Source organism: Plantibacter sp. VKM Ac-2885 (assembly GCF_015351205.1).
Classification (GTDB): domain Bacteria; phylum Actinomycetota; class Actinomycetes; order Actinomycetales; family Microbacteriaceae; genus Plantibacter; species Plantibacter auratus.
In genome coordinates, this window is sequence record NZ_JADKSK010000001.1 from 1,350,075 (window position 1) to 1,364,291 (window position 14,217).

Annotated in this window: 10 protein-coding genes; all 10 read left to right on the plus strand. The window is 69.9% G+C overall.

Going from position 1 to position 14,217, the window contains the following annotated elements; all coding sequences use genetic code 11:
• Positions 1-95: 95 nt before the first annotated feature.
• The 10 genes from ITJ66_RS06480 (at position 96) to ITJ66_RS06525 (ending at position 14,182) form a co-directional block, all read left to right on the plus strand.
• On the plus strand, positions 96-392 hold the full coding sequence (locus tag ITJ66_RS06480) for a WXG100 family type VII secretion target (RefSeq protein ID WP_056008215.1): 297 nt from the start codon (positions 96-98) through the stop codon (positions 390-392).
• A gap of 122 nt (positions 393-514) precedes the next feature.
• Positions 515-1,009 (plus strand): hypothetical protein, encoded by a 495-nt coding sequence (locus tag ITJ66_RS06485; protein WP_124768805.1) that lies wholly within the window; start codon positions 515-517, stop codon positions 1,007-1,009.
• Positions 1,009-1,953, plus strand: a complete 945-nt coding sequence (locus ITJ66_RS06490) for a hypothetical protein (RefSeq protein WP_194644093.1) — start codon at positions 1,009-1,011, stop codon at positions 1,951-1,953. Before ITJ66_RS06485 ends, ITJ66_RS06490 begins: the two co-directional genes overlap by 1 nt.
• Entirely contained in the window at positions 1,950-3,599 is a 1,650-nt protein-coding gene (locus ITJ66_RS06495; RefSeq protein WP_194644095.1) for a hypothetical protein, read from the plus strand. The genes ITJ66_RS06490 and ITJ66_RS06495 overlap by 4 nt, the downstream gene beginning before the upstream one ends.
• Before the next feature lie 61 nt (positions 3,600-3,660).
• Positions 3,661-4,173, plus strand: coding sequence for a hypothetical protein (locus tag ITJ66_RS06500; RefSeq protein ID WP_194644098.1), 513 nt, complete (start codon positions 3,661-3,663; stop codon positions 4,171-4,173).
• A complete protein-coding gene (locus ITJ66_RS06505; RefSeq protein WP_137242168.1) occupies positions 4,170-4,991 on the plus strand; it encodes a PP2C family serine/threonine-protein phosphatase in 822 nt (273 codons plus the stop codon). The genes ITJ66_RS06500 and ITJ66_RS06505 overlap by 4 nt, the downstream gene beginning before the upstream one ends.
• 10 nt (positions 4,992-5,001) lie before the next feature.
• Positions 5,002-6,360, plus strand: a complete 1,359-nt coding sequence (locus tag ITJ66_RS06510) for an FHA domain-containing protein (protein ID WP_192018642.1) — start codon at positions 5,002-5,004, stop codon at positions 6,358-6,360.
• Between the two features lies 1 nt (position 6,361).
• On the plus strand, positions 6,362-8,005 hold the full coding sequence (locus ITJ66_RS06515) for a serine/threonine-protein kinase (protein ID WP_137242166.1): 1,644 nt from the start codon (positions 6,362-6,364) through the stop codon (positions 8,003-8,005).
• Between the two features lie 39 nt (positions 8,006-8,044).
• Entirely contained in the window at positions 8,045-8,803 is a 759-nt protein-coding gene (locus ITJ66_RS06520) for a hypothetical protein (protein ID WP_137242165.1), read from the plus strand.
• A gap of 120 nt (positions 8,804-8,923) precedes the next feature.
• Positions 8,924-14,182: an Ig-like domain-containing protein gene (locus ITJ66_RS06525; RefSeq protein ID WP_194644100.1), complete on the plus strand. Its 5,259-nt coding sequence runs from the start codon at positions 8,924-8,926 to the stop codon at positions 14,180-14,182.
• Positions 14,183-14,217: the final 35 nt, after the last annotated feature.

Here is a 14,217-nt window from a genome sequence, read left to right on the forward strand (position 1 = left end):
CATGGGGAGTGCTCCCCATGTGCTCCCGCGAGGCGTTGTGGTTACATGATGAAGGCACCGACGGTGCCGGTGACCACAACGAAGGAGCAAGACTCATGGCCAACATCAACGTCAACTACAGCGAGATCAAGCAGGCCGCCGTCAACCTGACGACGGGTAAGGGCGAGGTCGAGACCACGCTCAACCGCCTCCAGACCCTCATCAACAACCTCGTGTCCTCCGGGTTCCAGACCGACACCGCGTCCGGCACCTTCAACGAGACCTACACGGCCTTCACGCAGAGCGCGACGGTCACGATCCAGCACCTCGACAAGCTGTCGGGCTACCTCAACAACGCCGTGACCACGCTCGAGCAGACCGACGCAGCCCTCGCTGCCGGCGCCGGCCAGTAGTCACCACCGTCGGCTTCGCTCTGCGCGCCCTCCCGACCAGGTGTCGGTGAGGGCGCGCGGGTTTTCCGGCGAAGGCGACCCACGGCGACAGCGACGCAGCACCACGCGACGAGGAGCGAGCAGTGTACGGCGACACCCAACAGATCCGCCTCCGCGCGACGGAGCTACGAACCCTCGCGACCGAGGTCCGTAGCCGCGCCGGGGACCTCCGCTCAGCCGCCGAGCTCGCGTGGACCTCCACCGCGGCGGAGACCTTCATCGAGCAGCTCGGCACCCGGGCGGTCTCGCTCGAGAACTCGGCGACGCAGCTCGACGACGCGGCCGACAAGCTCGACGCGCACGCGACCGCCGTCGAACACGTGAAGCAGCTCATCGAAGATGCCGCGCGTTGGGTGGGCGACCGCTGGAACGACGCGGTGAACCTCGTCTCCGGCGCGGTCGAGACCGTCAAGGACGGCGCCGCGAAGGTGTTCGAGTTCTTCGGCCAGGAGGTCCCGGACTTCCTCGTGCACCAGGCCAAGGACATCGTCGCCTCCACGCCATCGCTTCCGACACCCGGTGACCGCAGCTGGCTGGACCTTGCAGACCTCTACCGCAGCCGAGGATGGACCCCCTGATGCCCATGACCCGTACCCGCCCGGCTCCCGCCGCGGCAGCCTTCCTGCTGACCGCGGACGAACTCCACGTCCTGGAGCACCGCACCCCGCACATCGTGCTGCCACCCGCCTTCCACACCGAATGGGGTTCGGACGTGTCGCCCGCCGAAGTCCGTGAGCGCGAGCAGCGAGCCGTCGCGCGGCTCCGGGAGCGGCGACTCCTCGCCCGCGGCGACGACAGCCTCCCGGACGACCTCACCGCTGACGTCGACCCCGATTTCGCCGCCTTCCTGTCGATGCCGCAGTTCGCGACGGCGGCCGTCGACGCCTCCTGCTGGACCCTCGACCGGACGGCGATCCAGTCCGTCTCCGTGATCGGCGCGCACGCCCTGGCGCTGTTGCGGACGCAGCGGGTCGACCACTCGGATGCGTCAGTCGCCGAGCACGGCACGGCCGCGCGCGACGAGGACGCCGTCGAGATCCGCGCCTTCGACACCGCCGGGCTGGCCCAGCAACTCCTGCGACCCCTCTCCGCGCTCCACGACGTCCCCGACGCGCGGGGTCGTTCGACCGACGTGGTCGTCCTCCCGCTCGCGGACGCCGAGGCGCTCGTCCTCGCGCTCCGCCAGGACCGACCGGACGTCGTCGGCGCGGTCGTCGAACAGCTCCACAGCCCGCAGGCCGCAGTGCTCCTCGGCGGCGTCGCCCAGCGGATCGACGGCGGCTTCCGGCTCGACGCACTCTCCCGGAGCGGGGAGCCCATGAGACGGTGGACGGACACGTGGCTCCGTGGTGCCGACGGCTGGGTCGCCGTGGCGGTCGACACTCCGGACGTCGAAGCGGCGGGTATGGACCCGTCCACCGTCGCCGAGGGGACCCGGGTCTCGCTCCGGGCCGTCCGTCGCGCGGACATCGTCGCCGAGGTGTTGGCGATCGCCGCGACCATCCAGGGAGCACGGGCATGAGCGGCATCACGGTCTCCGGTGGAGCCGGCGGCGTCGGCGCGAGGCTCGACGACATGCGACTGCAGGCGCAGCAACTCGCCACGTTGTCGACCGAGCTGATCGGGCGTTCGGGCACGGCCGCTGCGAAGGCGGTGGACGGCGACCTGCTCGAGTCCATGATCCTGTCCCCGGTGACGGGGGCGGCCGCGGAAGGCGCCATCGTCCTCGCCTCCGGTTCCCTCCTCCTCGTCGCGACCGAGACCGGCGTCTCCGCCGTCTTCCTCGAGGGCGCCGTCGTCGCCTACGAGACCGCCGACCAACTGATCGCCGCGGCGACGGTCGCCCTCCACAACGGCGTCGCCTTCGTCATCGGCGTCCTCGCGGTGCCGGTCGGCCTCGTCGCAGCGGCGGGCGTGGCGGTGGTGGGCGGGGCGTGGATGCTCACCGTGGCAGGCGTCAACATCGTGGTCGAGGGTGTCGACTCGCTCGTCGAGGGTGCCCAGCAGACGCTCGACCAGATCGGCGACAACCCCTGGCTGCTGCTGTCGCCGGCCGGCGTCGCGGGACTGTTCACCGCCAACTCGATCGCCGCCTACTCTCCGCAGGAGGTCATCGATCGGACCGCCGCGACGTATGCGGACGCACTCGCGAGACTGCAGGAACTCGCTCCGATCGCAGGTCAGGCGGCCAACGAATGGTTGGGCGACAACGCGTGGATCGAGGACATCCTCACGGACGGTGCCCCAGGTCTCCTGGCCGGCCTCACCTTCCTGCCCGGGCTGTTGCCCGGCTTCAACGGACTCATGTCGGTCGTCACCGGCCAGGGCTGGCCGCCGCTCACCTATGAGCAGGCGATCGACGCCATCGCCACCGGTGGCGGCCGGTTCGGCCTCTTCGACGATGGGCAGGGCGGCCTCGCCATGGATCCCGACGACCCCTCACAGCCGCTCGCCGTGCCTCGGGACCGAACCGTCACCGACCTCGGCGACCTCCTGCAGGGTTCGGCGGACATCGACAAGGGTGAGGAGGAGCTCAGCAACATCCGCGTGATCCAGTCGGCCGGACCGCCGCCGAGCTGGATCGTGCAGATCCCGAGCACGCAGGTCTGGGATCCGCACGGTGGCGCGATCTCGAACGACCTCACCTCGGACATCGCCGCCATGCAGGGTGAACAGACGGCGCTCGGCCAGGCGGTGAAGGACGCGATGGCCGCCGCCGGCATCTCTCCGACGGACCCGGTGATGCTCGAGGGCTTCAGCCTCGGCGGGATCACGGCCGGGTCGCTGGCCTCGGACCCGGACTTCGGCTACAACGTCACGCACGTCGTCACGGCGGGCTCGCCGATCGCACGCTTCGACATCCCCGACGACGTGCAGGTCCTCTCGATGGAGTTCAACGAGGATCCGGTCGCCCGGCTCGACGGACAGGGGAACCCGGACTCGGCCAACTGGACGACGATCCAGGGTGACGCCCCGCGACTGGGCGGCGTCAACCCGGAACAGCAGGATCCGGGGATCGCGAGTGCCCACAACGCGCAGCGGTACGAGATGATGGCGGACGAGACGTCGTCGTCGGGAGACCCGAGCGTCGACGCCTACCTGGACTCGGCGAGCGGCTTCTTCAGCGGTGATCAACAGGTGACCGACTACAGTCCTACGCGGAGATGATCGACCGCGGCCCGACACCGGGTCGCCCGTCCACAGCCCGTTCCCGACCGTGAGGCCTTCCATGCGCATCAGCACCATCGTCCGATCCGGCGCCGTGTCGGTCGTCCTGTTGGGGCTCCTCACCGCCTGCGGGACCGCAGCGCCGACGGCGCAACGCACCCCGGCCCGCACCTCGGACCGGACGCTGGCCGCCGTCGAGGAAGCGGTCGCCGAGATCCCCGGGGCGGACTTCAGGGCCGCCCGCGCTTGGGACGGCACGACGGCGTACGTCACCGCGACGCTCTCGGCGACCGACGCCTTCACCGGCGACCCCGGTGCCCTCGTGGACTACTCCCTCGCGCAGCTCGCTTCCCAGGACGAGGTCGACCGCGGGCGCTTCGTGCGATTCGCCTTCGACGCGCCCGGACAGACCGTCGAGTCGACGATCGCCATCCTCGCGACGCTGGACATCGCCTCCGAGCAGTACGCCGGTGGCGATTCCGTGGAGCTCTCGAGCTCCGACCTCGAAGCGAGGTACGGAAGCTGGCCGGGCGAGGTACCGACCCTCCCCGCCGCGTTGGGCGGTGCGGGATGACGACGATCGAGACCGCGCGGTCCACGCACACCCTGCGCAGCGAGGGCCGGACCGACACCGGGCTGGTCCGACGCCTGAACGAGGACGCGTTCTACGCCGGCGCGCCCGCCTTCGTGGTCGCCGACGGCATGGGCGGGCACGAACGCGGCGAGGTCGCGAGCCGTGAGGTCGCGGCGGCGCTCGAACGCGGCATCCCGATCGGCATGCCGACGACGACCGAGGCGGTCGTGACCACGATCGTCGCCGCCAACGCGGTCATCCGCAGCATCCCCACGCCGAACGGGGTCATCGGCACGACCGTCGCGGGCCTCGCGCTCGTGGCGCTGTCGCCGCAGACCGACCTCCACTGGATGGTGTTCAACGTGGGGGACTCCCGGGTCTACACCTGGGCCGACGGCGCACTCCGTCGGATCACCGTCGACCACTCGGCCGTGCAGGAACTCGTCGACGCCGGTTCCATCACGGAGGCGGAGGCGCGCGAACACCCCGATCGCAACATCGTGACGAAGGCGATCGGGGTCGAGGCCGGCATCGACCCGGATGTCTGGCTCCTCCCCGTCGCCGGGCGGCAACGGTTCCTCCTCTGCTCCGACGGGCTCACCGGCGAGCTGTCCGACGAGCGGATCGCCGAGGTCCTGTCGCAGGGCTTCGAGGGAGCCGCAGACCGCCTCGTGGAGCTCGCACTGGCTGCGGGAGGGCGGGACAACGTGACCGCGCTCGTCGTCGACGTCGTGTCGACCTCGCTGATGTCCAGCGGCCCCGGCTACGATGACGCGGGTGGTCTCGGGTATCTTGAAGAGACGATGCCGCGAGGCTAGAGGAGTGGCCGTGTACTCGTACGAAATGGAACCGGCCGAGGTCCGCCGTTGGCTCGCTGTGGCGGGGCCCGGCAGACTGGTGCTGGTCGACGCCCAGGGAGACGACACCGCCGCTGCCGCATTCGCCGCGGACCTCCCGGGCGACGCGTCGCTGTCGCTGATCGTCGACCGCCTCGCGGCCGGCGGTCTCTCGAACACGCCCGCGTTCGCCGCGGCCGTCTGGGACGGATCGGGCGCGACGGTCATCGTGCGCGGGCTCGCGGCCGCCGTCGTGACGAGCGCCGCCGGGACCGAGACGGTCCTGGGCGCCCGCGCGACCACCTGGGTCGAGGAACACCACGCCGACGCGGTGAGCGTCACGCTCCGGAGCGACCAGCCGAACCCGTCCGGCGTGCGCCTCCCGCTCGGGTCGGGAGCCGTCTGGACGACCTCCATCACGGCGACCCTCGACGAGGAGGCCACGGCTTCCCTCGCCACTCCGACCACCGACGAGCGCCGGCCGACCGAGTCGTCCACGAGCACGCCGACCGCGGCGGAGCAGCTCGCGGCCCCGCCCGTCCCGGCCCCCGCCGAGCCCGCTGCATCCGCGGCGACCTCGGACGATGCGGACGACGAGACGGACGGCGATGAGGCGACCCCGGTTGCGCACGTCGAGCCCGTTCAGCCGCTCCACGTCGTGCCGTCCGTCTCCGACACCCAGTTCTTCCACGACGAGGACGACCCGGACGAGACCCCGTCGACCCCGGAGGAGCCCGTCGACGAGGGTTACGACTTCCTGTTCGGCCAGACCGTGCTCCGTCCGGTCGGTGCGGCGGCGGTCGACGAGGCGGGCGACGCCGAACGCGCGGCGGCCGAGGCGTCGGCGCACCAGCAGGCGGCAGCCACCGCGGTCGCCGCACCGGAACCCGCAGCAGCCGGACCATCGGACCTCGGCGACCACGACGGCCACACGATCCTCGCCGAGGATCTCGCCGCATTGCGTGCGCGTCGCGCGGCCGAGACCCCGCCCGCACGGTCGTCCACCCCGTCGGCCACGCCGCTCACCTACCTCGAGCTCCCCGGCGGCACTCGCCAGTCGCTCGCCTCGCCCGTCGTCCTCGGCCGGGCGCCGAGCGTCTCGCAGGTCCCGGCGTCCGTCGTCCCGACGCTGGTCACGCTCACGGGAGACGACATCTCGCGGAGCCACGTGCGCGTCGCGGTCGAGGGCGGCACGGTCGTCGTCACCGACCTCCACTCGCGGAACGGCACGCAGGTCGTCCTGCCCGGTCAGGCACCGCAGTCCTTGCGACCAGGGGAGCCGACGCCGGTGATCGTCGGGACCGTCATCGACCTCGGCGGCGGCGTCGCGCTGCGCGTCCGAGAGGGCTGACGTGCGCCGTTCACCCTCGCAACCGCCGGCCATCCCCGGGCTGCGGTTCGAACGACAGCTCGGAGCCGGTGGGTTCTCCGACGTCTTCCTGTACGAGCAGCAGCTGCCGAGGCGTCAAGTCGCCGTCAAGGTACTCCTCGCCGAGCACCTCAGCGAGCAGACCCGCGAGGCCTTCGTCGCCGAGGCGAACCTCATGGCGCAGCTCTCCGCGCACCCCTACATCGTCACGATCTACACGGCGGACGTCGCTCCGGACGGACGACCGTACCTCGCGATGGAGTACTGCGCGGGGCCGAGTCTCGCCGAGCAGGCGAAGCTGCGGCGGTTCGCCGTCGCCGATGCACTGCGCACCGGCGTCCGCCTGGCCAGTGCGGTGGCGACCGCCCACGCGGCCGGCATCCTCCACCGCGACATCAAACCGGCCAACGTGCTCACCAACGCGTACGGCTGGCCGGCGCTGACCGACTTCGGCATCTCGCAGGCCGTCGAACTCGAGGTTCCGACGACCGCCGGCCCCGGGCGCCCTGGCGACGTCGGTTCCACCGGTGCCTCGGGCACGCAGACGGTCGGTCTCTCCATCCCCTGGTCGCCGCCCGAGATGTTCGAGGACGAGCCGCATCCGGACGTCCGGTCCGACGTGTTCTCCCTGGCCGCGACGGTCTACACGCTGCTCGCCGGACGGACGCCGTTCGAGATCCCCGGGCAGTCGAACGGTGCGGCCGACCTCATCAGCCGGATCGAGCGTGGGACCGTCACCCCGCTCGGGCGCGACGACGCACCGGCTTCCCTCGTCGCGACGCTGCAGAAGGGCCTCGCGAAGGATCGCGCCAACCGCTTCGAGAGCGCCGTCGACTTCGCTCGGGCGTTGCAGCGCGTCGAGATGGAGCTGGCCTACGCGCCGACGCCCATCGACATCCCGAACCTCGTGCAGCCGCAGTCGCAGGCCCCCCGACCGGACACGTCCAGCAGTGCGTCGGACGAGACGCGGGTCCGACAGGTCCCGACGGTCGAGGCCCAGCCCCGACCCAGCGTGCCGAGCGTGCAGCCGTCGGTCGGCGACGAGACGGTCGTCCGCTCGGCGGGACCGCTCGTGCAGCCGATCCAGCCCTCGGCCCCGATCATCGTCGGAGCGGCCTCGCTGCCCTCCGAGACGATCCGCCGAGACCGCCTCGAGACCGCCGCTGCAGTTCCCACGGAGGACCCCGATGCCGATGCGGCCGGACGAGGCAGACGTCGCCGACTGACCCGCCTCCTCGTCGTGGGCGCCGTCGCGGTGCTGGCGGTCGGCGGCATCGCGGCCGGGATCATCTGGCAGGGGGCGGCCGCCGACCCGAAGCCCACGGCCGCCGCGACCGGGGCGCCGATCCAACTGAGCGACGTCCCCTCGCCAAAGCCGTTCGGCGTGAACATCAGCGAGGACGGCAGCGTCGTCACCTTCATCTGGGACAACCCGGACCCGCAGGACGGCGACTCGTACATCTACCAGGTGACGAGCAGCGGCAAGAATTCGCCGAAGGTACCGACCTCGACCTACGCGGTCGACCTGAAGCCGAGCGCTCCGGGCGCGCAGCTGTGCATCGAGGTGGTGATCGTCCGAGGCGGCGTCACCTCACCCGATCCACTCGAGATGTGCTCCCAGCAGTAGCGGGAGCGAGACGATGACCGACCACAGGGGGACCAGACGATGACCACGGACGAGGCGACCGACGCGGCGACGACGAAGACGGCGGTGCGCGTCGAGTTCTGCGGCGAGGAGTACGCCGTGGACGCACGCAAGCCGTTCCTGATCGGGCGCGAGGGTGACCTCGTCGTCGACGAGAACCCCTTCCTGCACCGGACCTTCCTCAGCGTGACCTTCGATGCCGGGCTCTGGTGGCTCACGAACATCGGGAACACCCTCTCCGCGACGGTGACGGACACGACCGGCAACGTGCAGGCGTGGCTCGCGCCCGGTGCCCGGCTCCCGATCGTGTTCCCCGAGCTGCAGGTGTTGTTCAGTGCCGGGACGACGACCTACGACTTCACGATCACCTCGGACCTCGAGTACTTCAGTCCGTCGCAGCTCTCGACGACCACCGCCGGAACCACGACGGTCGGGCCGATCCACCTGACGAGCAGCCAGCGCCTCCTCATCGTGGCCCTGGCAGAGGACGTCCTGCGCCAGGCGTCGCCCGGTCGCGGCGAGATCCCGGCGTCCGCCGCCGCTGCCGCCCGCCTCGGTTGGAGCCAGACCACCTTCAACCGCAAGCTCGACAACGTCTGCGACAAGCTCGACAAGTTCGGTGTCCAGGGGCTGCGCGGCGGGCCGGGGAAACTCGCGACCGGCCGTCGTGCACGGCTCGTCGAGTACGCGGTCTCGACCCGTCTCGTGGACGCCAGCGACCTCCCGCTCCTCGACCACGCCGATCAGGCGGATGCCGGCGAGGTCGGCCCCGGCCGTTAACGAGCGCGACATCTGATGTATGTCATTCTTGTCGATGAGACTGACTCGCAACTTTGCTAGACTCAGCGGCGACCGTGGCATGATGGCGGCCGCCTGACCGAACACTTCACCTGGGGGATCGTGAGCAACTGGAGTGCCTGGCTGCGCAAACGCAAGACCGCGGCCTCGATCACGGCCCTGTCGGTCCTCGTCGCCGTGCCGGTGACCGCCGCGCTCATCCACCAGGGCTTCCCGGTCACGGAGGTCGACCTCGAGTCCCGCGACGTCTGGGTCACCAACGGCGAGTCGCTCCTCGCGGGGCGGCTCAATGATCAGATCTCCGAACTCGACGGAGCGGTGTCGACGGCGTCGAACAACGCCGACGTGCTGCAGGACGGCGACGACGTCTTCCTCCAGGACAAGGCGCTCTCCTCGCTCGAACGCATCGATCCGGCCTTCACGAGCCTCATCCAGCGTGTCTCGCTGCCGACCGGCGCGACGGTGCACTACGGCGGCGACCGACTCTCGGTCGTGGCGGGGGAGACCGGCAAGCTCTGGTCCGTCGATGCCGCGGGGGAGCTCCGCTTCGACCCCACGGAGACGAAGCCGATCGTCTCCATCGGCAAAGCCGGTCAAGCGGTCGTCACCTCGACGGGCACCATCCTCGCGGTCGCACCCGCGAAGGGGCGCCTCTACCGCATCCTGCCCGACGGCACGAAGACCGAGTCGAAGCTCCCGAAGCTCGACGACTACCAGTTGAGTGCTGCCGGTGAGCAGGCGGTCATCCTCGACCTGAAGTCCGGCGACCTCGTGAAGCAGGACGGCTCCGTCGTCGAGCTGCCGGGCAAGCCGCTGAAGATCCAGGAGCCGTCGGCATCGGACGACGCCGCCGTCATCGCGACCGGTGACTCGCTCGTCCGCGTCCCACTCGGCGGCGGCGACCCGGAGGTGCTCGACGCGGACGTCACCACAGCGGCGACGAGTGCGGCCGAGGTCACGGCACCGGTCAACCTCGACGGCTGCATGCACGGAGCCTGGGCCTCCTCGAGTCGGTACGCAGCCGAGTGCGCCGACAAGAAGCCGGTCATCGAGGACATCAACCCGGAGACCATCGGCCAGCAGCTCGTCTTCCGGGTGAACCGCTCGGTCATCGCCCTGAACAACGTCCAGACCGGCAACTCCTGGCTCGTCCAGGCGAACATGCGCCTCGTCGACAACTGGGACGAGGTGACACCCCCGCAGGAGGAGGACGGCGAGGACGGCGACGAGAAGGCGTCCGAGCAGTCCTTCGAGGACACGCTCGCCGAGCGCACCGAGGAGAACCGTCCGCCGATCGCCCGCGACGACGCGTTCGGCGTCCGTCCGGGTCGCGCGACGGTCCTGCCGCTGCTCGACAACGATTCCGATGCGGACGGCGACGTCCTGACGATCCAGAACACCAGCGACGTCGCGGCGGAGACCGGCAAGCTGGAGTACATCGACGGCGGGCGTGCGCTCCAGTTCACCCCGGCCGAGGGGTTCGTGGCCGGGACGACGTCGTTCCGCTACTCCGTCAACGACGGCCGCCCAGGCGGCGTGGCCGAAGCGAACGTGAGCATCGCCATCAAACCGCCCGAGGTCAACGAGCCGCCGACGTCCCATCGCGAGGCCGCCGTGTCGGTCGAGGCCGGGCAGACGGTCACCTACAACGTGCTCGCCGACTGGCGTGATCCCGACGGCGACGACATCTTCCTCCAGTCGGCGTCGCCGGCGTCCAGCGACCTCGTCCGGTTCACCCCGGATGGGTTCGTGACGTTCACGCACGCCTCGCCCGAGATGGGTCCGCGCGACGTCAAGTTCGTCGTGTCCGACGGGGTCACCTCGGCGGAGGGCACCCTCAAGGTCGACGTGCAGCCCGCCGGAGCCTTGAGCCCGATCGGGACACCCGACTTCGTCTCGACCTTCGTCGGCGAGTCCGCGCTCGTCCAACCGCTGGCGAACGACCAGTCCCCGAGTGGGGCCCCGCTCGGCCTCATCGGTGTCGAGGCCCTGCAGGGCGGACTCGTGTCCTCGCCGAGCCTCGAGAAGCAGTCGGTCACCGTGTCCTCGAACGAGCCCGGCACCTACTACCTGAAGTACACACTCGGCGCCGGAATCGCCTCCAGCATCGGGCTCATCCGCGTCGACGTCCTCGAGAAGCCCACCGACGTGCGGCCCCCCGTCGCTGTGAAGGACGAGGGATATCTCCGGCCGAACGAGACGATCACGATCCCGGTCCTCGCCAACGACGAGTCACCGGGCGGGCAGGTGCTCGCCGTGCAGTCCGTCTCCGTTCCCGACGAGTCGACCTCGTTGTCCGTCGAGGTCCTCGACAGCGCGGTCATCCGCGTCTCCTCGTCCGCGCCGATCGAACAGCAGCTGCAGTTCACCTACGTCGTGTCCGACGGCACCTCGTCGGCGACGGCGGCCGTGACCGTCGTGCCGGTGCCACCGCTGCCGAAGCATCAGGCACCGGTCGCGACCGATGACGCGGTCGTCGTCCGAGCGGGCGACATCGCCAACGTCGCGGTGCTCGAGAACGACTACCACCCGGACGCGGCGGTCATGCTCGTCGATCGCGAGCTCGTCGAGGATCCGACCGCCGGCCTCGCGTTCGTCGACGACGACGAGGTCCGCTTCCAGGCGCCGAGCGAACCGGGCACCTACACGACGACGTACCGCGTGTACGACACCTTCGGTGAGGCCGACACGGCGACGGTCACGTTCAACGTGGTCGGCGAGGACAAGAAGAACAACCAGCCGCCCGTGCCGCAGCTGCTCACCTCGCGCGTGTTCGCGGGTGCGACGGTCCGCGTGGACGTCCCGCTCGACGGGCTGGACCCGAACGGTGACTCCGTCGTCGTCGACGACATCGCCTCGGCACCGTTGCTCGGTCGGGTCATCGAGCAGGGGAGTACGTGGTTCGTCTACGAGGCGGCTCCGGACTCCTCCGGGACCGACACCTTCCAGTACCGGGTGAAGGACACCTACGGCGCGGTCGCCGTCGGCACGATCAAGATCGGGGTCATCGGACGCCCGGAGGTCGACGGCCAGCCGAACGCGGTCGACGACTACATCGAGGTCCTCCCGGGCAAGGTCGCTTCCGTACCGGTGCTCTCGAACGACTCCGATCCGAACGGGTACAAGCTCAAACTCGAACCGAAGCTGCTCTCGGTGGACGACGGCCTCACCGCCGAGGTCAGCAAGAGCCGCGTCGTCATCGAAGTGCCGGAGGAGGAGGCGTTCTTCACCGTCCGGTACCAGATCACCAACGGCAAGGGTGGCATCGACAGCGCCTACATCCAGGTCAAGGTCACGAAGGACGCGAAGCCGCAGTTCCCCGAGGCGGATGACCACGTCCTCGAGGACGCCGACATCGTCGGCAAGAAGACCATCGACATCGACGTGCTCGACGGCGCGCAGAACCCCGGCGGGCTGATCGACGACCTGAAGCCGAGCCTCGAAGGTGTGAACGCCGCCTCCGGCGAGGTCCGCGACGGTGGCACCATCCGGGTGACCCTCACCGACCGACGCCAGGCGATCGCCTACCGGTTGACGGACCCGGTCACGCAGCTGAGTGGCGCCGCGTTCATCATCGTGCCGGCCGCGACGGACGGCGAGCCACCGCGGATGAAGAGCCCGCTGCCGGAGCAGATCGTCAAGGTCAACGAGACGCGCACCTGGAAGCTTTCCGACATCACCGAGGCGCCCTCGGGCAAGCCGGTCACGATCGCCTCCGAGGGCAGCGTCGTCAACTTCCGGAGCAACGGCACGTCGAGCTACGTCGACGACGCCACGATCACCTTCACCCCGGCGAAGGACTACCGCGGACCCGCCTCGGTGAGCTTCGAGGCCACGGACGGCCGAGAGAGCAAACTGCTCACGCTGCCGATCACGGTGGGCGACCCGAACCTCGAAGACGTCCCGCCGACGTTCACCCCGCCGACGGTGACGATCGAGGCCGGCGAGGCTCCGGTGACCGTCGACCTGCGGGCGTCGAGCGACCACCCGAACCCGAAGATCCTCGCGGCGCTCACCTACCAGGGCTTCGGTGGCACGACCGCGGGCGTCCAGGGCAGCCTCTCCGGTTCGCAGGTGTCGATCTCCGCCCCGCAGGGGACGCAACCCGGTACCTCGGCCACGCTGACGTTCACCGTGAACTACAAGGAGTACTCCGTCCCGGGGTCGATCAACGTCCGCGTCGTCTCCTCGACCAGGCCGCTCCCACGTGCCATCGACGACCGCGTCGAAGAGGGCCGCAAGAACAAGGCCGAGTCGATCAGCGTGCTCGCGAACGACTACAACCCGTTCCCCGACACCCCGCTCAAGATCGTCGACGCCACCGTTGAGAGCGCGCCGGCCGGTGGGGCGACGGCCACGTTCTCCGGTGGCACGGTAACGGTCACCCCCGGTTCGTCGAAGAGCGGGACCGTGAGCGTCATCTACACGGTCCAAGACGCGACGAACGACCCCAACCGGAAGGTCCAGGGTCGCATCACGGTCATCGTGAAGGACGTGCCCGATCCACCGTCGCTCAGCCTGAAGAGTGCGAAGAGCGGCAAGATCACCGTCGTCGTCGGCGGTTCGCCGGCGAGCAACGGCTCGCCCATCGACTACCACGCGGTGAAGTGGAGCGGCGGCGGGGAGAAGCAGTGCGCCCCCGGCAACGACTGCACCTTCGACGTGACGAACGGGCAGAGCTACACCTTCACCGCCTATGCCCACAACGCCGTGGGTCCGAGCGCAGGTTCGAACGAGATCTCGGCGACCGCCTACGGCGTGCCGAGTGCGCCACAGAACGTCTCGCTGAAGTCGTCAGGGGATGCGCCGGCGACGTTGACCATGCGGTGGAACGCCCCCGCCGACACCGGCGGACAGGTCGACAAGTACCACTGGCGGATCATGAGCGGCTCCAGCACGGTGCAGACCGGGACGACGGGTGGCACCAGCGACTCGGTGGGTGGCATCGGCGCCGGTACCTACCAGGTCTACGTCTCTGCGGAGGGTCCCGGAGGTACCGGACCTGAAGGCGGGCCGGCCGAGGTGACGGTGAACAATCCGCCGCCGCCGAAGCCGAGCGGCTCGCTCTACAAATCCGGTCAACCGCACGCGTGTCAGAGCGGCGGTACCGGTTGCTACGACGTCGGAGTCCGCTACGCCGACGTCCCGAACGGCAACTACGACGTGCAGATCCAGCGCAATGGCTCGGCGGTGGGTTCGACCTCGAACATCAACGCCAGCGGGACGGGCAGCTTCGTCCACAACAACCACCTGGGCGTCATCCCCGCCGGTGAGACGATCACCGCGTTCTTCCGGAACACGGCGACGGGCGAGACGTTCAGCATCGGGGCCACCTCAGCAGCCGCATGGAACGCGATGTAGCGGCTCGACCTTCCACCTCTCCCTCCTACACGAAA